Annotated in this window: 23 protein-coding genes; 5 read left to right on the plus strand and 18 right to left on the minus strand. The window is 35.2% G+C overall.

Annotated features, from left to right (window positions below; all coding sequences use genetic code 11):
• Positions 1-12: 12 nt before the first annotated feature.
• Positions 13-729, minus strand: a complete 717-nt coding sequence (locus tag NKR20_RS09400; RefSeq protein WP_253425887.1) for a lytic transglycosylase domain-containing protein — start codon at positions 727-729, stop codon at positions 13-15.
• 96 nt (positions 730-825) lie between these two features.
• Here NKR20_RS09400 and mscL point away from each other — a divergent pair, with 96 nt between their 5' ends.
• Positions 826-1215: a large conductance mechanosensitive channel protein MscL gene (mscL, locus tag NKR20_RS09405; RefSeq protein WP_121215437.1), complete on the plus strand. Its 390-nt coding sequence runs from the start codon at positions 826-828 to the stop codon at positions 1213-1215.
• Between the two features lie 190 nt (positions 1216-1405).
• The gene (locus NKR20_RS09410) at positions 1406-2509 is read left to right on the plus strand and encodes a methionine biosynthesis PLP-dependent protein (protein ID WP_121215436.1); all 1104 of its coding nucleotides are present in this window, start codon (positions 1406-1408) and stop codon (positions 2507-2509) included.
• Between the two features lie 66 nt (positions 2510-2575).
• On the opposite strand, the gene NKR20_RS09415 is transcribed toward NKR20_RS09410, so the two are convergent.
• The 8 genes from NKR20_RS09415 to NKR20_RS09450 all read right to left on the minus strand — a co-directional run bounded on the left by NKR20_RS09415 (position 2576) and on the right by NKR20_RS09450 (position 8457).
• Positions 2576-3667 (minus strand): GerAB/ArcD/ProY family transporter, encoded by a 1092-nt coding sequence (locus NKR20_RS09415; RefSeq protein ID WP_253425889.1) that lies wholly within the window; start codon positions 3665-3667, stop codon positions 2576-2578.
• Positions 3668-3692: 25 nt separating this feature from the next.
• Positions 3693-4856 (minus strand): Ger(x)C family spore germination protein, encoded by a 1164-nt coding sequence (locus NKR20_RS09420; protein ID WP_121215434.1) that lies wholly within the window; start codon positions 4854-4856, stop codon positions 3693-3695.
• Complete coding sequence (locus tag NKR20_RS09425) at positions 4857-6419, minus strand: spore germination protein (protein WP_121215433.1); 1563 nt, start codon at positions 6417-6419, stop codon at positions 4857-4859.
• A 140-nt stretch (positions 6420-6559) separates the two neighbouring features.
• Positions 6560-6985 (minus strand): CBS domain-containing protein, encoded by a 426-nt coding sequence (locus tag NKR20_RS09430; protein WP_121215432.1) that lies wholly within the window; start codon positions 6983-6985, stop codon positions 6560-6562.
• A gap of 112 nt (positions 6986-7097) precedes the next feature.
• Positions 7098-7706 (minus strand): SCO family protein, encoded by a 609-nt coding sequence (locus tag NKR20_RS09435; RefSeq protein ID WP_121215431.1) that lies wholly within the window; start codon positions 7704-7706, stop codon positions 7098-7100.
• Positions 7707-7812: 106 nt separating this feature from the next.
• The gene (locus NKR20_RS09440) at positions 7813-7941 is read right to left on the minus strand and encodes a YvrJ family protein (protein ID WP_121215430.1); all 129 of its coding nucleotides are present in this window, start codon (positions 7939-7941) and stop codon (positions 7813-7815) included.
• Positions 7942-7998: 57 nt separating this feature from the next.
• Positions 7999-8217 carry a DUF2922 domain-containing protein gene (locus NKR20_RS09445; protein WP_121215429.1) on the minus strand — a complete coding sequence of 73 codons (219 nt, stop codon included), beginning with the start codon at positions 8215-8217 and terminating at the stop codon, positions 7999-8001.
• Between the two features lie 21 nt (positions 8218-8238).
• Positions 8239-8457 (minus strand): DUF1659 domain-containing protein, encoded by a 219-nt coding sequence (locus NKR20_RS09450; RefSeq protein ID WP_121215428.1) that lies wholly within the window; start codon positions 8455-8457, stop codon positions 8239-8241.
• 120 nt (positions 8458-8577) lie between these two features.
• Here NKR20_RS09450 and NKR20_RS09455 point away from each other — a divergent pair, with 120 nt between their 5' ends.
• Positions 8578-9006 carry a DUF2621 domain-containing protein gene (locus NKR20_RS09455; RefSeq protein WP_121215427.1) on the plus strand — a complete coding sequence of 143 codons (429 nt, stop codon included), beginning with the start codon at positions 8578-8580 and terminating at the stop codon, positions 9004-9006.
• Positions 9007-9189: 183 nt separating this feature from the next.
• Here the strand turns inward: NKR20_RS09455 and NKR20_RS09460 are convergent, their stop codons facing one another.
• The 9 genes from NKR20_RS09460 to NKR20_RS09500 form a co-directional block, all read right to left on the minus strand.
• Positions 9190-9366, minus strand: a complete 177-nt coding sequence (locus NKR20_RS09460; protein ID WP_253425894.1) for a transposase — start codon at positions 9364-9366, stop codon at positions 9190-9192.
• A gap of 21 nt (positions 9367-9387) precedes the next feature.
• Complete coding sequence (locus NKR20_RS09465) at positions 9388-9960, minus strand: transposase family protein (protein ID WP_253425897.1); 573 nt, start codon at positions 9958-9960, stop codon at positions 9388-9390.
• A 246-nt stretch (positions 9961-10206) separates the two neighbouring features.
• Complete coding sequence (locus NKR20_RS09470) at positions 10207-10698, minus strand: CcdC family protein (protein ID WP_253425900.1); 492 nt, start codon at positions 10696-10698, stop codon at positions 10207-10209.
• 146 nt (positions 10699-10844) lie between these two features.
• Positions 10845-11216, minus strand: coding sequence for a response regulator (locus NKR20_RS09475; RefSeq protein WP_121215424.1), 372 nt, complete (start codon positions 11214-11216; stop codon positions 10845-10847).
• Between the two features lie 61 nt (positions 11217-11277).
• Positions 11278-11988 (minus strand): cytochrome c biogenesis CcdA family protein, encoded by a 711-nt coding sequence (locus tag NKR20_RS09480; protein ID WP_253425903.1) that lies wholly within the window; start codon positions 11986-11988, stop codon positions 11278-11280.
• Between the two features lie 160 nt (positions 11989-12148).
• Positions 12149-12775 (minus strand): GIY-YIG nuclease family protein, encoded by a 627-nt coding sequence (locus NKR20_RS09485; RefSeq protein WP_121215422.1) that lies wholly within the window; start codon positions 12773-12775, stop codon positions 12149-12151.
• Between the two features lie 105 nt (positions 12776-12880).
• On the minus strand, positions 12881-13807 hold the full coding sequence (rarD, locus tag NKR20_RS09490; RefSeq protein ID WP_253425918.1) for an EamA family transporter RarD: 927 nt from the start codon (positions 13805-13807) through the stop codon (positions 12881-12883).
• Between the two features lie 252 nt (positions 13808-14059).
• Positions 14060-15829, minus strand: coding sequence for an ABC transporter ATP-binding protein (locus NKR20_RS09495; protein ID WP_253425932.1), 1770 nt, complete (start codon positions 15827-15829; stop codon positions 14060-14062).
• A complete protein-coding gene (locus NKR20_RS09500; protein ID WP_253425948.1) occupies positions 15822-17582 on the minus strand; it encodes an ABC transporter ATP-binding protein in 1761 nt (586 codons plus the stop codon). The genes NKR20_RS09495 and NKR20_RS09500 overlap by 8 nt, the downstream gene beginning before the upstream one ends.
• 191 nt (positions 17583-17773) lie before the next feature.
• Between NKR20_RS09500 and NKR20_RS09505 the strand changes: the two genes are divergently transcribed.
• Together NKR20_RS09505 and NKR20_RS09510 are read left to right on the plus strand one after the other, a co-directional pair.
• Positions 17774-19489 (plus strand): S-layer homology domain-containing protein, encoded by a 1716-nt coding sequence (locus NKR20_RS09505; protein ID WP_253425951.1) that lies wholly within the window; start codon positions 17774-17776, stop codon positions 19487-19489.
• 176 nt (positions 19490-19665) lie between these two features.
• The gene (locus NKR20_RS09510) at positions 19666-20874 is read left to right on the plus strand and encodes an ISL3 family transposase (protein ID WP_121215853.1); all 1209 of its coding nucleotides are present in this window, start codon (positions 19666-19668) and stop codon (positions 20872-20874) included.
• Positions 20875-20894: the final 20 nt, after the last annotated feature.

Raw genomic sequence — 20894 nt, forward strand, 5'->3', positions numbered from 1 at the left:
TGTTGATTTCTTTTATTTTACTTCATCAATCGTTTTTGATTCGTCGGTTGCGAGGATTAATTGTTCTAATTCATCACTAACATCTTCGTATAAATGGTAGTAATACAAAATATCATCTACATACTCTTCACTATGGTTGTAATTATAAATTGCTTTCTTTAATTCCCCTTTGGACACGCCTGCTTTTGCTAAGTAATTGGCCGCACTAAAAATGGCATCTTCAATATCATAAGGATCTGCAATGCCGTCTTGATTGGCATCTACCCCATACCCGCCATATTTTTTAATGATTTTCGGGTTTGTTTTTTCTTCCTCAGGTATTTCTCCTTCTCCCAAACCACTACACGTTGGATGACCCCAACCGACAAAGGTACACGGCATAAATTGCATATGCCCTTCAGCACCTACTGGAGAAACAAGAGTCTTCATTGTTGAAAATCTTGTTTCAATACGGTGATGCGCTGCAAGCAATGTCCAAGGAACACCATATTTTTCTTCTGCTGCCATATATATTGGGATATATTCTTCAGGTATTTTCAAATCTAAATTTTCCTGCACGATATCCATTTCACTTTGCACAAGGTCGCTAATAAACGGGAGACTTTTTAATTCTTGCCAAGCTAAAAAGGCAAAGAAATAAATCGTAATCGATGCAGGGATTAATAATAGAATTAAAAATAATTTCACCCCAGGACTAATGAGAGGTTTTTTTTGCTTCTTTTTTGCCATTTTTTCCACCTAAGTCTAAAATAGTTACAAGGTATCATAGTTATCAATACCATAAAGTTTTATACTAATTAATTATACATCAAGGAGTGAAATTAGATGTGGAAAGATTTTAAAGAGTTTGCGATGAAAGGTAATATACTAGATTTAGCTATTGCGGTTGTTATTGGTGGCGCATTCGGTAGCATCGTTACTTCCCTAGTAGAAAATATCATTATGCCTCTTGTCGGTATGCTTACAGGTGGAATAGATTTAACGAAAAGTTTCGTATTCGGTCCAGAAGATAGTTTAAAATTAGGCGTATTTTTACAATCAATTATTGATTTCTTAATTATTTCCTTCTCTATTTTTATGGCATTACGAATCTTAACTAAATTAAATCGTAAAAAGAAAGAAGAAGTTGCTGCTGCAGAACCTGCTCCAGAAATCGATACAAAAGAAGAACTTTTAAAAGAAATTCGTGATTTACTAAAAAATCAACAATCTTAAGGGAAAAAGTGTTTAATCTTCGTGATTAAGCGCTTTTTATTTATGTTTAAGAGACTTATTTTATTGGAATGTTCACTTTTCCCCTTTTCTACTGTTGTTTTCACTAAATTAACATGTTAAATTGTATAAATAATCGAATCATTCAATATGTTTCGGCACATTGTATTATACGAGAGAAAGAGTGAGACTATTGACAAAAGCTATTGAAACGAAATTAGTTCAATTAGGAAATTTAAGCGATCCAAAAACAGGTGCAGTAAATCCTCCAATTTATATGTCTACAGCTTACAAACATGCTGGAATTGGACAATCTACGGGTTACGATTATACGCGAACAAAAAACCCAACGCGCGAAATTTTAGAAAAAGGGATTGCCGATTTAGAAAATGGCGATGCAGGCTTTGCGTGTAGTTCAGGTATGGCAGCAGTACAACTAGTTCTATCTTTATTTAAACCAGGCGATGAAATTATTGTTCCTGATGATATTTATGGTGGTACATATCGTCTATTAAAATCCTTTAGCGAAGTATACAATATCAACCCTGTTTATTTTTCAAAACCAGAAGATATTGATGGCTTAGTCAATGAAAATACGAAAGCAATATTCTTAGAAACTCCTACAAATCCATTAATGCTAGAATTCGATCTAGACCAATTCAATGATATTTGTAAAAAACATAATCTACTTTATATTGTGGATAACACGTTCTATACACCTTATTTCCAACGTCCAATTGAACATGGTGCGGATATCGTTCTTCACAGTGCAACAAAATATATTGCAGGTCATAACGATGTATTAGCTGGCCTTGTAATTGCAAAAGGACAAGAATTAAGTGATAAATTAGCATTTAACCATAATGGCATGGGCTTAGTGCTTTCACCAATGGATAGCTGGTTAGTTATTCGAGGGTTAAAAACATTACATTTACGTTTAAAACAACACGATGCAAACGCGAAAAAAGTTGCTGCGTATCTTGAAAGTGAACCACTTGTGACAGATGTATTATATACAGGTAAAGGTGGTATGCTTTCTTTCCGCGTGAAAGATCCGAATATGGTAGACCCATTCTTACAAAAAATGCAATTAATCACATTTGCTGAAAGTCTAGGTGGCGTAGAAAGCTTCATTACGTACCCTGCAACACAAACACACGCAGATATACCATATGAAGAACGTATTGCTCGGGGTGTAGACGACCGCCTTCTACGTTTCTCTGTTGGTATCGAAGAAGCAGAAGATATTATTGCAGATTTACAACAAGTATTTGATCAGTTGCGAAAAGAGTTTTAATCAATACCTATTATCATAAGGCTTAATTAATAGGATAGATGTACAAGGTGTTATACCTGTGCACATCTATCCTTTTTGTCTGACCTCATTTTTGCGAGTAGATCTTTTCTTAAATGAGTGGATGCTTAATAAAATAAAAGGAATTGGCAGAAGGATGATCATATATGCGTAGATCGCATACAATTGTTCAATTCGAAAATAATCACTGGATAAGTAAAAGGTACTAAAAAATACCACCAAAACAAATCCTGTGAACCAACTTCCTTTCCCCCATTTAGAGGTGATCTTTGTCGTTGTTAGATCATACGCAATTCGAAAATAAAGACTACATCGTATATAAGAGCCTAACGCCATTAAAAGTAAACCATAGATATCAAAGCGGTCTACAAAACCTAAACTAACAATTCGCACCGCCTCTAATGCGGGATAGATAAAATTATCAGCCTGACCTAATCCGAAAATCGTAATACTCCCAGTCATGGTTGAAAACATCATTAATGCGTTTAATAAGATGCCTATACTCCATAATAAAAACATTCCCTTTTCACGAATATTTTGGATAGGAACACATAAAAGAAGCAATAATTCATTCCAAATACTAATTAGTAGCAATGCTCCCCATATAATTGGTTCTATTCCAAATTCAAACATAGGAAGAAGCTGACTCCATTCTTTCATTCGAGTATCCAAAAATGTAACAGTATGTCCAGAAATCATGGCAATGATGGATAAAATACCTGCAGTTAAAGCAATTCTTTTGATTCCCTTTATGGCTGCATAGACAAATGCAATTAAAAACCAAACCATCAACGCCCATCGTGGTGTTTCTGGCAAAAATGAAATGTAGATAAAGTCAATAACCAAAACAAAAGAGAAAATGGTTAAAAATAAAAAATAGAAAATGAAAACTATTGTGAGCACTGTTCCGAAAAATTTCCCTAATATACTTCGAAATATATCGGAAATTTCTCCTTTTGGATACTTAACACGTAACCGATAAATAGCGATAGCAATCAAAAATGCTACTGGCAGAGATATAAGGATAGAGATCCAGCTATCTCTCCCAGCCACATCAAGCATTAATGGGAGGATGACGACATGCCCCATAATCGGAAGCGTCATTATTAATAAAAAGAGGGTCTCCCATTTCGTTAGCATATTTTATAATCTCCTTCGTTTTACCTCATCTTTGGAAAGGGTATTTAGGTTTTTTATGATCTCTTTCTACACTTTTATTGATCAGACCTTTATGCGTAATCGTAGTATGGACATCAACGCTAATTTCTGCAGTAGAAAAAATCTCATTCCATTCGGCTTGTATTGTCTTCCATTCCTTAGGATATTTTCGATAGGTTTCAATCCCTACTCCCGAAATATCCGTTTTTAATTCTTCCTGTAGCTTTTTTAAGGTTTGTTGCACGATATCTTCAATATGCTTAGAAAATAACTTTTCAACCTTACTGATCCATTCTTCATCGATATTTGATGTCGTCATATTATCAGCCAAGTTACCTTCAACATCTACTTTTACTTTTGCCTTAAGGTGTTTTCCCTGTAAGGTTGGAAGGATTTCTGTGTTCGATTTGTTGACCTCTATGGATACTTTATCTTGATCATTCCAAGTTACTGTTGTAGTTCCACCTTTTGCTTTGTTCAACAGAATATTTAGTCCAACTGTTTCCTTTGTATCAAGTCTTCCAACCATTTTGTTCGTATTAATCACAGCCGTACCTTCGATTGAGGTAATGAGTTTATCGTTTTGTTCTTTTGTTTGAATGATTGGCAAATACGCATTCGGAACGGGTCCCTCCAACAACTTAAAAAACTCAAATATTTTTACAGAAGTAAATTCAGGGTTATACTCCATTTGTTCCAATGCCGAAATTATTTCTGCTGACGAAAGATTTTCATAAAGCGTAGAAGTACTTAAGATATCGATTGGATTCGTCTTAGTAATAAAAATATTACTATTTAAACGAAACATTTGGTTCCGTCTTCCTTCGTCAAGAAGTCTAATAAAATCTTGCTTTGCTAATTCTTCGCTGATGAGCCATGCCCGCGCATGATTAAAATAGAGGCGTCGCTTTGCATCTTGTATTAATCCACGAGCTCCAGATATTAATGAATCCGCTTTTTTTTCTAAAACAATCGTTTGTACATTTCCCCCTCCTAAACTCCCCTGTTCATTTGATCCAGTTGGTTTGATAATTTCCACACTGATCATTAATTCGTCTTCTGCTTTGTCCAACCCAATTCCATGGACTAGTGCAGATTTATCGATTTCGTGACTACTCCAACAGCCTGATAATAAAAGAAGCGTTAAAATCATAAATGAACATCTTCGCATTTATTTATCACCAGTCTTTGGTAAGCTTTTTATATTGGTCGAACGTTGATTGGGTATACTTTTTAATCGTTGTTTTTTCCACCTTAACGGCAAACGGATTAGTGAATCTTTCCAATCTTTGAAATATAAAGGAGCAAATGGCGCCATGTATGGAACCCCTAATGAGGTTAAAGACGTCATATGCGTTAAAATAACTAGCAATGCAACAATTAATCCATAACTTCCAAATATACTACTAGCAATAAATAATCCGATTCTAAGCAACGCCGTCACATCGGCTATGGATGTAATAATAAAAGCTGAAATGTAGGATATCGATACAACCACAATCGTGGGTGCGCCAACAAGACCAGCTGAAACAGAGACTTGTCCAAGAATCAGGGCACCAATAATACTTAATGCTGAACCAACCTGTTGGGGTAATCGAACACCCGCTTCTCGTACAACTTCAAACATTAAAATCATCATGATCACTTCCATTGTTAAAGGAAATGGAACGGTTTCCCTTGCTTGAATGATTGGAATAATCATTTCTGAAGGGATCATCTCTTTATGGAAATTGATTGCTGTCACATATAAGGCTGGTAAAGTGATACTTATTAAAAATGAAATAAAGCGCATCAGTCGAATGAAGGAACTATAATACGGACGAGAACTGTAATCTTCTACACTTTTTATATTTTCTAAAAACAAAGCTGGGATGAATAAGCCTACAGGATCTCCATTTACTAAAATGATAATTCTACCTTCCATTAATAATGCTGCCGCTTTATCCGGGCGCTCTGTATTGCCAATGGTCGGAAAGATGGAAAATGGATGGTCTTCAATAAATTGTTCAATTTCCCCTGAATTTTTGATTTCATCCACTTTGATTTCATTGATTCTTTGTTTGACCTTTTCAACTAACTTGGGATCTGCAATGCTTTCCACATAGGCAATTGAAATATCGGTTTGACTATATTCACCCACGATCATTTTTTCAAATTTTAATGAGGGATGTGGTATTCTTCTTCTAATGAGTGCAATATTATTCGATAAGGATTCTATAAAGCCTTCATGGGAGCCTCTCACGGATCGTTCAGACTGTGATTCAGCAATTGCACGAACCTCATATCCATGTGCAACTAACATTAAACCTTCGTTAAAACCATCTATCAAAAGTAAAGTATTTCCCTTCAGGATTTGGAATATAGCTTTCTCAATATTATTTTCTTTTTTTATATTTTGAATCGAAATCTTTTTCTTTACTTGTTCCAATAATTCTCCTTTAGAACATTCAAAAGATTCATCTGATAGTGGTTCTAATACATTATTACGAATAGCATCTTCATTGATTATGCCATCTACTAAAACTAATATGGCTTTCAAAGTATTCCCCGTATGTAGTGAAATAAGAAAATGATGAAATACAACATCTTCACTTAAATCTAATTGTTTCTTTAATTGTTTTTCATTGTGATCAAGATCGAAGGAAAAAGTAGGCGATGGATGAACCTGTACTTCATCTATCTTTTTAGGTTTATTCATTTTACTAAAAAAGGATTTATTTTTTAGAAAGCTCATCTTTTACACCCTAGAAAATTTATTTGTTAAGGCTCTAACAATCGTTAGTATGTGCAGATATGGAAATCTATATATTTCTAAAATATCCCTATATATACAAAAAAACGAGAATGCACGATGCAATCTCGTTTTTTTCTTGATTAATGATGACCTGGCTCAGAGATTTCGCTTAAGGCTTCTCCTGCTTCGTTGATGTAAATGTTTTCTTTTGCTAAGTCACCAATTGCAACGATTCCACAGATTTCGCCATTTTCCACAATTGGGATACGACGGATTTGGTGTTGCGCCATTATGCGTGCACATTCATGCACATCTGTATTGGAATCACAAGTAATGACATCTGTTGTCATTGCGTCATGACAGTGTACTTTGTTACTGTCTTTTCCATCTGCTACGCAGTTTAACACGATATCACGGTCTGTAATAATCCCTACAACTTTTTTCCCTTCACATACAGGAACAGAACCGCAGTCAACGTCTCGCATAATTTGCGCAGCTCGTGTTAATGAATCATGTGGTGTACATACTTGAATATTTCTTGTCATAATGTCAGATACAGTTCTCATTTACATCATTCCTCCAATCAAATTCATCTCTCTTATTGTTGCTAATTTCATGAATTTTATTCCGAATAAAAAAACTGTTAATTAGCAAAATACTAATTAACAGTTTTCATCATTATTTTAATCTTTCTTCAATTAACGTTTCCATGTCAATGGCGATTGTATCAAATGGTACGCCTTCTTCTGATTCAGAATAGCCCGTATAGTTTTTCACGGCTACGCCATTTTCATCCACTAAATAAAAAGTCGAAGCATGAAGAACTTGATCCCCATTTTCCGGCATTTTTACGATGGTTTTAAACGAATTTAATCCGAACTGTTCAATCCAGGCTTGATCATAGTTTGTCACTAAATGCCATTTCGACTCATCCGGAACTGTATATCGGCTTAAGTATTCCGAAAGCACTTCAGGTGTGTCCCTTTTTGGATCAACTGAGAAGCCCACAATATTATAGTCTTCCACACCCCGTTCTTTTAGCTCTTCTTGAATGACTGTCATATTGTAAGTCATTGGCTGACAAATCGTTGTACAGTTCGTAAAAATAAACATGGCAAGCCAAGGTTTCCCTTTTAAACTATCCAGGGTTACGGTTTCCCCTCGATGATCCGTAACTGTAAAATCGGCAATTTCATACTCAGTATCTGCTTTAAATTTATAATTGCTACATGCGCCTAGAATGGTTGCGATCACAAGTATGCCGATAAGTCCCATTATCTTTTTCATTACGTCAACTCCCTTTTCCTCTTTCATCTTATCGAAAAGGGTTCGTTTTCACAACCTTTGAAGATGACACATCTGGAACAAATTTGTGAAGTGAAGTTTCACAATCTTATCTTTCCCCAATGGAAACAAGGGCAGTATGAATTGCTTCAAGTTTTGATTCAATTCGGTGTAACAAATAAAAGGACACCACCATTGGAAAGCCAATCTCTTGAAGGAGCATCACCCATTCCTCCATCCATTTTCCCTCCTCTTAGATAAAAAGTCGGCAACCAATACGGTTGCCGACTTTTCTTTAGACTAAATCAAATTCAGTAATAGTGCGAGCGACCATTCTTGCTTGATTGATTGCTGTCAACGCGTGGCCATCCTTATGAAACACATTTTGATTAATCACCGTTGTCATCGCAGTAGCAATTTCCGCAGGTGTTAAATTAGATTTCGGATTATTAATTGATAACGTCACCTGCTTCCCATTATCCGTATCAAATTTTAATTCCAATACTTGTGTCAAAGCCACTCTCCTCCTTTAAAATTATTGATTTACCGTTTCCGTAACAATTCTTTTCATGTCGTTTAATGGATCCTGACAAAGACTGGCAATGGCTTGTACAACTGCGAAAAGTTGTTCTGGTTGGACATTGGGACGCACGTTTTGATAAGTTTTCGAACTAAAAATTGGCTTACCAAACTCATCCATCCCTGTTTCAAATACTAGTTTTAAAGAAGCACTCTCAAAAGTATATGCTGCCATTTTCTCCCTCCTTTCATAACGATATATGCCTTTTTTCGAAGCAAAAAGAGACATTACTAGTGAAAACTTTTTTCGTTCAATTTATAATGGAAGTTAGTATGTCATAATGAGGTGAACGTTTTGCTACAAGGTTGGTTTTTATGGTTTATACTTTTTTGGGTTGTCGTACTTGTTTCTTTAATGGCCATTGGCGGATTTTTCATGTTTCGCAAATTTTTAAAGTCATTACCTAAACAAGATGGCCGATCCGATTTAGATTGGCAAAATCTATACATTGAAAAAACCGTCCATTTATGGGGCGAAAAAGAAAAAGAATTGTTAAACGAACTAGTAAGCCCCGTGCCAGAATTGTTCCGACAGGTGGCAAAGGAGAAAATTGCGGGGAAAATTGGTGAAATAGCCTTAAAAGAAAAGGCGAAAGCGATTAATCACGATATAATTATCAAAGGATATATTCAAGCAACCCCAAAACGTGATCATAAATTCCTAAGAAAAAAACTAGATGAATTAAATATTGATGTTACGCCATATGAGCATTATTTTGAGTAACTCACTACTTTAAAACGGGTCCGTCTAAAAAAGACGGGCCTTTTTAATTGCTAATTTCAAACATCACAAGAAGCGAATTATTATGATAAAAAAGTATTTTAAATACCTCATATACTTCTATAAATCAAGAAAATACATGAATTGAACCACATTTATACTGGGAAAAATATCAAAATTATAGTATTATTTAACTAATAATTTTACATGCATTTCTTTTCGAACTTTTCTTCGGACATCATCCAGAGCCCAATGAATATAACGACAATAATGGAATCGATCCGCTACAATAATTGGTTTGGCGAAGGCTTGATGGATCGCTGCTTTAAAGCTACCATTCATATCCATCACTACGATTTCCACATCTTGTTCGTATTTTTGGAGTTATGTTTTTATCGTTTGGAGTCGGCGATTTGGCAGAATATCAATGGGTTCATGTGTTTCCGCATTCGCTATAATAAGCTGATATTTTCCGGCATCTGTATCTGACTTATATTCGTCAATGGCAATCGCCTTTGGTAAACGGAATCCTTCTGGTAACGCTGCTTTTACTTGTTTGATAAATCTTCGAATGATTGTTGAAACGGAAGTACCAAGTGTCATTGCCGCATCTTTAAAAGTTTTTGATTGAACAGATTGAATAATCATCGCTTGATTCACTTCTTTAGAAAAACGTTGATAACGCTCGACAAATGGAGCTTTTTCGGCAAAACGCTTCCCGCAAGTGCATCGATAACGGCGACATCTATACATCAATTTAGTTAAACGTCCCCAAAACGATAGATGACCAATTTTCCGTGTTCGATAATCATGTACTTTTAACGTTTTTACACCACATGCTGGGCAACTATGTTCTTTTAGAGGCATCGAAACATAGACTAAAATACGATTTTCTTGTTCGATAATTTCCTCAATATTTACACCTTTTAATCCTGGTAATTCCATGTTAAAATTCATACAGCACAACTCACTTTTTTCTACTTGTTTCTAGTCAATTCAAGTATAGAAAAATAGATGATGTTGTGCATTTTCTTTTTCAAAAATTGTAGGAAAACCCCAACAATTAATATAGAACCGAAATTATATAAAGGTTAAGTTTGATAATTGATGGAGGATCTATTTAGAATAGAAATGACAATTTTTCATAAACCCCATTTACGCATAAAGGCTGTGCAGCAATTCCACTGCACAGCCCTACTTTCCTCACACCATCGCAAGGGTTTTCTCTATTTTTTTATATTGAATATACATGGCAATTCTCCATGGCCATAACATAGAGAATGCTAGAATCCAAAACATGCCGCCTAATTCTCCTACATTAAAGGAGTCTGAGAGAATCACTTTTGCTAAAACTCGAATTACTAATAACCCGACTAAAATGAAGAAAAATGCTTTGGAACGTTTCATATAAATTTCTTTATCTCGTACTTCGAATTTAGATGTTGCAATTAACACGAATGAAAAAACTATCCCTGCTAGTACTGCTTCTAATATTTGCATCGGTGGAACTCGAAATTGCTCAAAAATAAACATGAGCCCCCCAGTCGACATGGCAAATGGAGGTATCAGTATTTTCTTAGCGTTTACAGGTTTCTTTTGGGAACGTACACGAACGAACATGACAAATACACCCATAAACACCGCCATGACCGTTGAACCGATAATTAAATAATGAGAAGGTATATTAGCAATCATCGAAAGTCCCCTCCTCTTTCAATTCTACATTATAATAAAATAACGTATTGATGATACCTCATTTATAAAATAAATTCCATATTAAGCCTTCAACTTATTAAAAAAATCCTACTCTTCGAAGAATAACTTCGAAAGTAGGATACTTTTTACATACCGTATATGCCTAGAATATTATTTACAACCATTTTAAGTTGATTCGGTTCAAAAGGTTTTGTAATAAAATCCTTTGCCCCCGCCTCGATGGCATCAACGATTATTCTTTGTTGCCCGAGTGCTGTAATCATAATGATGTTTGCATCGGGAAACTCTGGAATTATCTGTTTTACTGCATCTAACCCAGACATGACAGGCATTGTAACATCCATTGTTACAAGATCGGGTTGAAGTTCTCGATATAGCTCCACAGCTTCTTTTCCATTTGCTGCTTCTCCTACAACTTCAAATCCCCACTCTTTAAACATATTTCCAACCGCTACTCGCATAAAAAGCGTATCATCTACTACTAATACTCTAGGCATCAATCATTCCCCTTTTAAAGACATGCATCATTTATTCTTATCAATGAATGTTTTATTGCGATTAGAATCCAGTAAATCCATTAAAGATAGGTAATAAGAAACGTGTAATGTATTCTAATCCATTGAAGAATAATAGAATACCTACCGCAATCATAATGTACCCGCCGATTTTAACAATTTTTTGGCTGTGCTTGCGTATCCATCCTAATTTTGAAATAAAGAACGATAGAATGAAGAATGGTATTGCAAAACCAAAATAATAAGCAAGCATATACATCATACCTGAACCAGGATTTGAACCTGCAAGTAAGATAATCGACCCTAAAATCGGACCTGTACAAGGTGTCCAACCAGCTGCAAACGCTAACCCAATTAGTAAGGAACCAAAATATCCAGAAGGTCGATTTTTGAATTGGAATTTATGATCTTTCATTAAAAAATCAATTTGAAGTAGCCCTACAATCATTAGTCCAAAAACAACGATTAATATAGCACCGATTTGACGGAGTAAATCTTGATAATTAAAGAAAAAGTCCTTTGCTATTGATGTACCAAACCCAATCGCAATAAAAATAATTGAAAACCCAATTAAGAAAAATAAGGTATGTAAAATTGCTCTTTTCTGTAACATGCCTTTTTCATTTTTCAGCTCGTCGTAACTCATACCTGTAATATATGAAAGAAAGGCTGGATAGAGCGGAAGTGTGCAGGGTGAAATAAAACTTAAAAAGCCTGCACCTAAAGCTAAAAAGACATTAATATCTGTATTCATGGTGATATTAGCTCCTTATAATTAATGTCTTCATCGTACCAAAATAATTGAAACAATGTGTAGAATTGGCTTGTGAAATTTTATTGACAAAAATGTGTTGCGAATGTGAAATTCTAATTCTAGTATAACATATTTCCTAAGTTTTGGGTGGAAAAGATTACTATATGCCTACGAAAGATTCTTCCCTTCCATACCGAATATTCCAAATCGGTTCGAATCGATTAATAATCGCATTTCTTAAATTCTTCATTTGATTTAAATCCGTCATTGGACATATTTTAAATTGTATTTTTGCCTTTGGATAAATCTCTGTAATTTTAGAATTAATATGGCAATGTGTTGCTGTCCCATCTTTAAAACAACACTTAGGTGAAATGTTTCCGATATGTTGATTAAACCTTAGTCTAAAGGCATTAGCACAAACGCCAGTAAATACAAGTTCATCATCCGCTACAATCGTATATACACCTGTTTTATTTAATAATGTTTCATTCCCTGTGACCACAAAATGTGAATAAGTTAAATCCCCATATTTATTTAAAAATAGTTGGTAGAATGAATCCCCTTTGTATTTTAAATCGTATAAAGCTTGCCCAGCAGGTACGTCTAAATACTGTTCATACTTGCCTTGGAACTGACTTTTTAACCCCTCATACCTACGATGGCGAAGTAATTCTCGCATCGTTTTTTTATCAAATCTTGCAAAAGTATCCTTGATCCCCGTTTCAAGGAACTCTACATCTAGCTTATAAAAGCCAAATTCTCTATCCCCTAATTTTACGTACATTTGTACGCTCCCCCTTGCTACTATAAAAATATATTAATGTTACATAACATATTTATATTCTACAAAAACAATCAGAATCCTCTTGAAAAACGATAGAATTTTCTATTAAATTTCAATATTTGCTACTTTATGTTCGATGTTATGTCGTTTCCTCGATTCGACTATGGTTGAAACGGTAAAAATAAGAATCGCTAACCAAATGAAACTAAAAGAAATGAATTCTATCGTAGAAAAGGTTTCATGATATAAAACTATGCCAAAGATTAATAGAGTTGTTGGTGTAATATACTGAATAAACCCGATTAAATATTGTGGCAGTAACTTGGCCCCCTTCGAAAAAAGAACAAGAGGAATTGCCGTCACTACCCCAGCTAGTATTAATAAAATATCCGTTTGCCAGGATACATGGAGGAAGGACATTTGATTAGTTGACATAATATAAATATAGTAAATTAACGCAAAGGGTAAAATAAATAATGTTTCAATGGCTAAACCTCTAGTAGCATCCAAGGTAATTTTCTTTTTCAATGCACCATATGTTGCAAAACTAAAAGCAAGTAGCATTGCGACCCATGGAATGTTCCCATAACTCACCGTTAACACAATGACTCCAATAAACGCAACAATAACTGCGACAAGTTGCATTTTCGATAAACGCTCTTTAAAGAAGAGCATCCCGAACACCACGGTAATTAGCGGATTGATATAATAGCCTAGGCTCGTCTCAATCACATGACCATTATTTACAGCGAAAATATAAATAAACCAATTACATGAAATCGCAAAGGATGCAGCTAAAAGGGCCAAAAAGACCTTTTTGTTCTTCCATATCGTTTTCAAATCTTCTATTAATAAATTCTTATGTTTGAGTATTAAAATAAATACCGTTGTAAAGACGAATGACCAAATAACCCTACTTAATAAAATCTCCATGCTATCTACTTGGTCTAATAGTCTCCAATAGAGCGGGAACAACCCCCATATTCCATATGCTCCAAATGCATAGAGAATGCCCTTTTGTTCATTCTTCATTAAGACACCTTCTTTATTTAAGTTAAAACACATTATAGTATTCTAAAAATTAGAAGTAAATGTATTTTTCTTCGATAATAAGTTAGTAGTAAAATAATAAACCATTTGAAAAGAATACGAGACTGAGAAAAAAACAAAAAATCAACCTTCCTAAGTGAAAAAGTTGATTTTTTGATATAAGAAGTTGATTTCCAATACTATCATTACTCAATCTTTTCAAAAACTCAGTTTTATTTCTCTCCTGCACATATATTATTCCACAATACCATTCTGCAATAGATACATTTTATGATATAAACCCTTTTGTGCAAGCAGTTCTTGGTGATTGCCTCTTTCTACGATTTCACCCTTATGCATCACTAAAATTTGCTCTGCATCTTGGATCGTTGATAAGCGGTGCGCGATGGCGATTGTTGTTCTGCCCTTTCTCATTTTTTCCAAGGAACTTTGAATGGCAACTTCTGTTTCGGTATCAATAGAAGCCGTTGCTTCATCTAACACAAGCACTTTGGGATTCGTTGCAATAGTCCGCGCAAATGCAATCAGCTGTCTTTGCCCACTGGATAACGTAGACCCTCTTTCCGTTACTTTCTGGTTATATTTATCTGGTAGTTGCTCAATAAATTGATCTGCTTGCACAAATTGAGCAGCAGATACCACATCACGATCTGTTAACTGTTGATCGTACAAACGGATATTGCTTTCAATCGTTCCATAAAAGAGAAACGGATCTTGCAGAACTAGCCCAAGTTTTTTCCTCAGTTCACGTTTACTATAGGACTTAATAGAATGTCCATCAATTAAAATATCCCCCTGCTCAAATTCGTAAAATCGCATTAACAGATTAATAATGGAACTTTTCCCACTACCTGTTGAACCAACTAGGGCTACCGTTTCCCCTGGATTCACTGTAAAACTAATATTTTTTAATACAGGAGTCTTCCCATCGTAACTAAAGGTCACATTTTTAAATTCAATATAGCCATCTTGTATTTCGTAAGTTGTTTGTTGTTGTGCTGGTTCGATTTCCTCTTCATCAATTAGTGCAAATACCCTTGACGCAGCCACAATTGCTTGTTGAAACATCGCTAATTGTTCCATCATTTGATTAATTGGTTCAAAAAATCGATTAATGTAGGACACAAAGGCAAAAATAACACCAACTTCAATCGCCGTATCAAAGGATGAGATTCCAAAATACGTTAACAATAACACCACGGCAACAAAATAAATTAAATCAATAACTGGCCTTAACAAAAGACTATTTAATTTTGTATTGTTCATTGCCGCCACATAATGGTCCTCATTAATTTGGTCGAATTCATCGTTGAAACGCCCTTCTTGACGAAAGGCTTGAATAATCCCCATCCCCGATAAACTTTCCGATAATTTTGCGTTTAGTTGACTTAACTTTTCACGCATGGTCATATAGACGACCGAACTATATTTTCGATAAATATAAATTACTAGGATAATGAGTGGCAAAATTAGTAATGCGAAACTTGCTAACAATGGATTTAATAAAAACATCGCAACATACATGCCTATAATTAAAAAGGCCGCTTGCACAAAGGCACTTAAAACAGAAACAAATAAATCTTTGATTGCCTCTGTATCGTTCGTGGCTCTAGAAACGATGGATCCTGCTGGCGTATTATCGAAGTAACGCATACCTAAGCGATGAATTTTCGAGAACACATCGATTCGAAGTTGCCCGATAATTTTGAGGGCGATTTCTTGGAATTTCACTAATTGAAAATAAGAAATAAACACATTCACAACTTGGATGGTGAAATATGATACTGCTAGAAACACAATCGGTTTCGTTTCAAAGTTTAATACCGCTACATGATTATCTAAAAATACTTTTATGATATAAGGACCTAGCACATCCCCAGTGACCGTTAAGACAAGTAAAAATAAGGCTAAAAAGGCTGATTTTTTATGGGGTCTTAAATAGGATAATAATCGGAAAAGTATCCTTCTTTGTTCTTTATTTGAGAAGGTTGGTTGATTATTCATCAGCCGCTCCCCCCTTTTCTACTAAACGTTCTAACTGTTGTAGTTGGTACATTTCATAATATTTGCCTTTTAACGCCATCAATTGTTCATGGGTGCCTTGCTCAACAATTGTCCCTTCTTCCAACACAAGGATGAGATGTGCATGTTCAATCGCACTTAATCGATGGGAGGTAATAATCGTTGTTGCCTCTTGTCTCTCTTCCTTCAATGCTTGTAGGATTGCTTCTTCCGTTTTCGCATCAACTGCAGAGAGAGAATCATCTAAAATGAGTAATTCTGGATTCGTTAACAATGCACGTGCAATGGAAATCCGTTGTTTTTGCCCCCCTGATAGTGATACGCCCCTCTCCCCGACAATCGTTTGATAACCATCAGAAAAGGCTAAAATATCTTGATGAATGTTTGCTAACTTTGCAACATGCTCCACTCTTTCTTTATTAGCATCGATATTTGAAAAGGCAATATTGTTATAAATCGTGGTTGAAAATAAAAAATGCTCCTGAGGCACATAGCCAATTGCCTCTTTTAAGCGGTTCATTTTATAGTCATCAATTTTATGTTGGCCGAAATAAATTCCCCCTTTATAACCTTCAAATTCTCGTAGTAATAGTTTTAAAATAGCGGTCTTCCCTGCTCCCGTTTTTCCGACAATTCCAAGGGTTTGACCTTGCTTTAATGTAAAATGAACATTTTTCAAAGATGATTTTTGTTCGCCAGGAAACTTAAACTCATCCACATTAAACACAATATCCCCTGCTGGACGAATATCAAGGGCACCTTCTTTGTCGTCTATTTCTACTGGAGTCGATAACAGCTGTTGAATCCGATCATAAGAAGCAAGTCCGCGCTCTAAAATATTAAACAATAGTCCAAAAGCAAGCATTGGCCACACGAGTAAACCTAAATACGTATTAAAAGCTACTAAATCACCAATTGTCATTTGGCCATCTACAATAAATTTCGCCCCAAACCCTAAACTAAGCAAAAAACTAATACCTACTATTAAACTGATGGTGGGGTCAAATAACGAATCAATTCGGGCAACTTTCATATTTTTTGACACGACGTTTTCAGATAATCTTGTAAAATCGTCAATGTCTTCTTCATGTTGTCCAAAGGTTTTAATTACTTTAATCCCCGATATACTTTCTTGCGTTTTATCGTTTAAATCGGAAAAGGCAGCTTGCGCAACGCCAAAGCGTTCGTGCAATAGTTTCCCGTAGTAACTTGTAGATAACGCCATAAAGGGCATTGGAATAAGTGCAATGAGTGTTAAACGCCAATCAATCGTAATAGCCATGGCAAGGATCACAAATCCCCCCGTTACGATGGAGTCAAATAGCATTAATACTCCGCCACCTGCTGTTTGTTGGACAGCTGACACATCATTTGTTGCGTGGGCCATTAAATCTCCAATTCGACGTTCTTGATAAAAGGATGAACTCATCTTCGTAAAGTGACGGAATAATTTTTCCCTCAAGATCTTTGCTAAATAATTGGAAGATCCAAAAATCATCATTCTCCAATAATATCGCATCACATACATCGCTAGGGCGACTGCGATGATGATGGCTAGCCATTTCAGTAACGATTGTACCGTTAACGTTTGTGAGCCAATCTCATCTATGACGTATCCAATAATTTTTGGTGGAATCAGTATCAATATTCCGACAATTGTTAGCATAAGAATCCCAATGATATATTCTTTTTTCCTCTCTTTAAAGAACCAATTTAACCGCAAAAAAACTTTCATGTAATCACCTTCTTCGGCTTTCAGTGAATTTGGAAAATTCAGTATAGCCAACCTATTTTAGCAAATATTGAATGGAACAGCCAAGCAATACATTTCAAATCTCGAATTAAATTTACCATTTTTTGATTCATATGATTCTATTAATTTACGTGGTAATCTTACTTTAGAATAACAAATGCGAGGGGAACTCAATGCAACGTAGACTTTTTTATACAACATGCGCGATTGCTGCCATTGTAGCGCCAATTTCAGTCCAATCTGCAGATGCAGCGACAACGAATTTTAATGACATCTCGAACTACCCCGAAGAAACACAACAAGAGATTTTAAATTTAGTAGAGTTAGGAATCATTAAAGGAACTTCACCAACAACCTTCTCACCAAAAGAATCCATTATCCGTGGACAAGTGGTCAAAATGCTTGGACGTTTTTTAGTCAATAGTGGCATATCAAGCATTCCTACTGATTGGGAAAGAAAACAATATTTCACCGACCTTTCTGTAAACAGTAAAGACCGAGAATTATTACAATACGCTGCCGTTGTAAAATCTTCAGGCGTATTTATCGGAAAACCAGATGGCTCTTTAGCAAGTTCCGAAAAAATTACACGGGAAAATATGGCCCTTGTACTCGACCGCGCAACTGAAGCCATGCGTGGAAAATCAGTAGTTGAGCTAGCCAACTATGAAGAAGGAAATATAGAAGACATATCACGTGCAAGAACGGAAACGCGAGATGCAGTGAATGCCCTAAATGTATTAGGCATATCCAACGTGACAAGCTTCAACCCTAAAGGCAATGTGTTAAGGGTACATTTTGCATCGTTCTTGACAAGAGCAATCCCTCTTATGACAGAGAAAACAATTGAATCAACGTTTACACTAAATGCACAAGATTATGGATTCTTAAGCTTTTCTGAAATAACAAACATAGACGATACTTCATTAGATGTTGACTTCTCCCCTTCTCAAATTACGATTTCTGGTGAATTTACACAAAATGAAGTGAACACATTTATTGATTGGATAGATATCAAAGGAACAGATTTATTCGGAAACGAACGATTTGTAAGTTTTGATTTTGTTTTAAACGAAGAAACTCAATTGAAGCTATTCAACGAGAAAAACAGTTCAGAAAATATCCCAGCCCAAGCATTCTTGATGGATTCATTTATTAATGTAATGGTGACATCAGCCAATCGTGAACCAGTATCATCGAATGTGAAAAGTAACGTTTATGCCATTAAAAAAGATACTGAAAATGAAATTATGGAATTGACGTTTACAGGCTTGCGAAATAACAAAACCGTTACGGAAACAGTACAGTATTATGTTGACTTTGCTGGAAATATCGTATTCAATCAAAAGGCAAATAACCATTCCTTAAATTATAATTATTACATAGCAAATAGTGGAGATGTTGTTTTTGATGGGCACCCTGTAGAAGAACAAACATTCTACTATATTCCAGTTTCATCGAATGAAAATTGGACTTTTACGGCTTTTCAAGACGCAACAACAATTGAAGAGATTTTAGCATTCTTTAAAACAAACGGAACGAAAGCTCATTTCGATTTTGATCAAAGTGAATATGTCCTTGTGATAGATGGGAACAAAAATGTTTACGGTGTGTTAGATCTTTCAAAGGAAAACGGTTTCTTTGAAAAATATACTTTTGAATTACAAGCACCAGCAAACATAACGATTAAAGAAATGTATGCGTTCGGTAATGTGATATTAAAACAACAACCGCACGGCACCATCTTAGCCACTGTTACTGGTGAAGAAGTAGAAGGCACTATCGTATTAATTATTGATGGAGCTGGAAATGAACATTACTTTGAAATTGCAAAAACAGCTAATGGCTTTGAATTGATGCCTTATAATGTGGAGCTATTCTATAAATAAGTTCAGAAACAAAAATATGAAAAAAACGAGATTGTAGGATATACATTCTCGTTTTTTGGTTCTATATTAATTGTTGGGGTTTTCCTACAATTTTTGAAAAAGAAAATGCACAACATCATCTATTTTTCTATACTTGAATTGACTAGAAACAAGTAGAAAAAAGTGAGTTGTGCAGTATGAATTTTAACATGGAATTACCAGGATTAAAAGGTGTAAATATTGAGGATATCATCGAACAAGAAAATCGTATTTTAGTCTATGTTTCGATGCCTCTAAAAGAACATAGTTGTCCAACATGTGGTGAAAAAACGTCAAAAGTACATGATTATCGAACACGGAAAATTGGGCATCTATCGTTTTGGGGACGTTTAACAAAATTGATGTATAGATGTCGCCGTTATCGATGCACTTGCGGGAAGCGTTTTGCCGAAAAAGCTCCATTTGTCGAGCGTTATCAACGTTTTTCTAAAGAAGTGAATCAAGCGATGATTATTCAATCTGTTCAATCAAAAACTTTTAAAGATGCGGCAATGACACTTGGTACATCTATTTCAACAATCATTCGAAGATTTATCAAACAAGCAAAAGCAGCGTTACCAGAAGGATTCCGTTTACCAAAGGCGATTGCCATTGACGAATATAAGGCAGATACAGATGCCGGAAAATATCAGCTTATTATAGCGAATGCGGAAACACATGAACCCATTGATATTCTGCCAAATCGCCGACTCCAAACGATAAAAACATACCTCCAAAAATACGGACAAGATGTGGAAATCGTAGTGATGGATATGAATGGTAGCTTTAAAGCAGCGGTCCATCAAGCCTTGGCCAAACCAATTATTGTAGCGGATCGATTCCATTATTGTCGTTATATTCATTGGGCTCTGGATGATGTCCGAAGAAAAGTTCAAAAAGAAATGCATGCCTATGATCGTAAAAAGTGTAAGCGAATGCGATTTGTTTTACATAAAAATTCTGCCAAACTATCAGATGATGAGCGTTGGTATTTAAATCGCTATCTAAGTTTATCACCTGAATTGAAAAAGGCATATGAATTAAAAGAAGCGTATAAACAGTGGTTTACACAAGCGAAAGAAGAAAACAATATTCAGAAGATTAAAGAGGGGTTAGAAGCATTTTACCGCAAGGTAGAAGAAGCAAGTATCCCTTCATTTAAAAAACGTATCCAAACACTAAAAAACTGGCAAATAGAAATCTTGAACAGTTTTGTATTTGATTATTCAAATGGCTTTTTAGAAGGAATTAATAATAAAACAAAAGTGCTCAAGCGAAATGCTTATGGATTCCACAAATATGAGCACTTTAAAGCAAAAATTTTATTAGGTCACATGTATAAAAAAATAGGGTTGCATGTTGGATAAGAGAGCGAAGCGAGCCGCGA

This window comes from Ureibacillus endophyticus, from assembly GCF_024159215.1.
GTDB lineage: Bacteria > Bacillota > Bacilli > Bacillales_A > Planococcaceae > Ureibacillus > Ureibacillus endophyticus.

What these genes read in the sequence shown, in the direction of transcription:
- NKR20_RS09440 (WP_121215430.1), bottom strand. Translation starts at nt 7,941, where the DNA reads ATGGAGGAATGGGTGATGCTCCTTCAAGAGATTGGCTTTCCAATGGTG.
- NKR20_RS09505 (WP_253425951.1), top strand. Translation starts at nt 17,774, where the DNA reads ATGCAACGTAGACTTTTTTATACAACATGCGCGATTGCTGCCATTGTA.
- NKR20_RS09430 (WP_121215432.1), bottom strand. Translation starts at nt 6,985, where the DNA reads ATGAGAACTGTATCTGACATTATGACAAGAAATATTCAAGTATGTACA.
- NKR20_RS09485 (WP_121215422.1), bottom strand. Translation starts at nt 12,775, where the DNA reads ATGTACGTAAAATTAGGGGATAGAGAATTTGGCTTTTATAAGCTAGAT.
- NKR20_RS09400 (WP_253425887.1), bottom strand. Translation starts at nt 729, where the DNA reads ATGGCAAAAAAGAAGCAAAAAAAACCTCTCATTAGTCCTGGGGTGAAA.
- NKR20_RS09495 (WP_253425932.1), bottom strand. Translation starts at nt 15,829, where the DNA reads ATGAATAATCAACCAACCTTCTCAAATAAAGAACAAAGAAGGATACTT.
- NKR20_RS09510 (WP_121215853.1), top strand. Translation starts at nt 19,666, where the DNA reads ATGAATTTTAACATGGAATTACCAGGATTAAAAGGTGTAAATATTGAG.
- NKR20_RS09415 (WP_253425889.1), bottom strand. Translation starts at nt 3,667, where the DNA reads ATGCTAACGAAATGGGAGACCCTCTTTTTATTAATAATGACGCTTCCG.
- NKR20_RS09450 (WP_121215428.1), bottom strand. Translation starts at nt 8,457, where the DNA reads ATGGCAGCATATACTTTTGAGAGTGCTTCTTTAAAACTAGTATTTGAA.
- NKR20_RS09470 (WP_253425900.1), bottom strand. Translation starts at nt 10,698, where the DNA reads ATGATTGCTAATATACCTTCTCATTATTTAATTATCGGTTCAACGGTC.
- NKR20_RS09500 (WP_253425948.1), bottom strand. Translation starts at nt 17,582, where the DNA reads ATGAAAGTTTTTTTGCGGTTAAATTGGTTCTTTAAAGAGAGGAAAAAA.
- NKR20_RS09425 (WP_121215433.1), bottom strand. Translation starts at nt 6,419, where the DNA reads ATGAGCTTTCTAAAAAATAAATCCTTTTTTAGTAAAATGAATAAACCT.
- NKR20_RS09480 (WP_253425903.1), bottom strand. Translation starts at nt 11,988, where the DNA reads ATGAATACAGATATTAATGTCTTTTTAGCTTTAGGTGCAGGCTTTTTA.
- NKR20_RS09475 (WP_121215424.1), bottom strand. Translation starts at nt 11,216, where the DNA reads ATGCCTAGAGTATTAGTAGTAGATGATACGCTTTTTATGCGAGTAGCG.
- rarD (WP_253425918.1), bottom strand. Translation starts at nt 13,807, where the DNA reads ATGAAGAATGAACAAAAGGGCATTCTCTATGCATTTGGAGCATATGGA.
- NKR20_RS09420 (WP_121215434.1), bottom strand. Translation starts at nt 4,856, where the DNA reads ATGCGAAGATGTTCATTTATGATTTTAACGCTTCTTTTATTATCAGGC.
- NKR20_RS09435 (WP_121215431.1), bottom strand. Translation starts at nt 7,706, where the DNA reads ATGAAAAAGATAATGGGACTTATCGGCATACTTGTGATCGCAACCATT.
- mscL (WP_121215437.1), top strand. Translation starts at nt 826, where the DNA reads ATGTGGAAAGATTTTAAAGAGTTTGCGATGAAAGGTAATATACTAGAT.
- NKR20_RS09465 (WP_253425897.1), bottom strand. Translation starts at nt 9,960, where the DNA reads ATGAATTTTAACATGGAATTACCAGGATTAAAAGGTGTAAATATTGAG.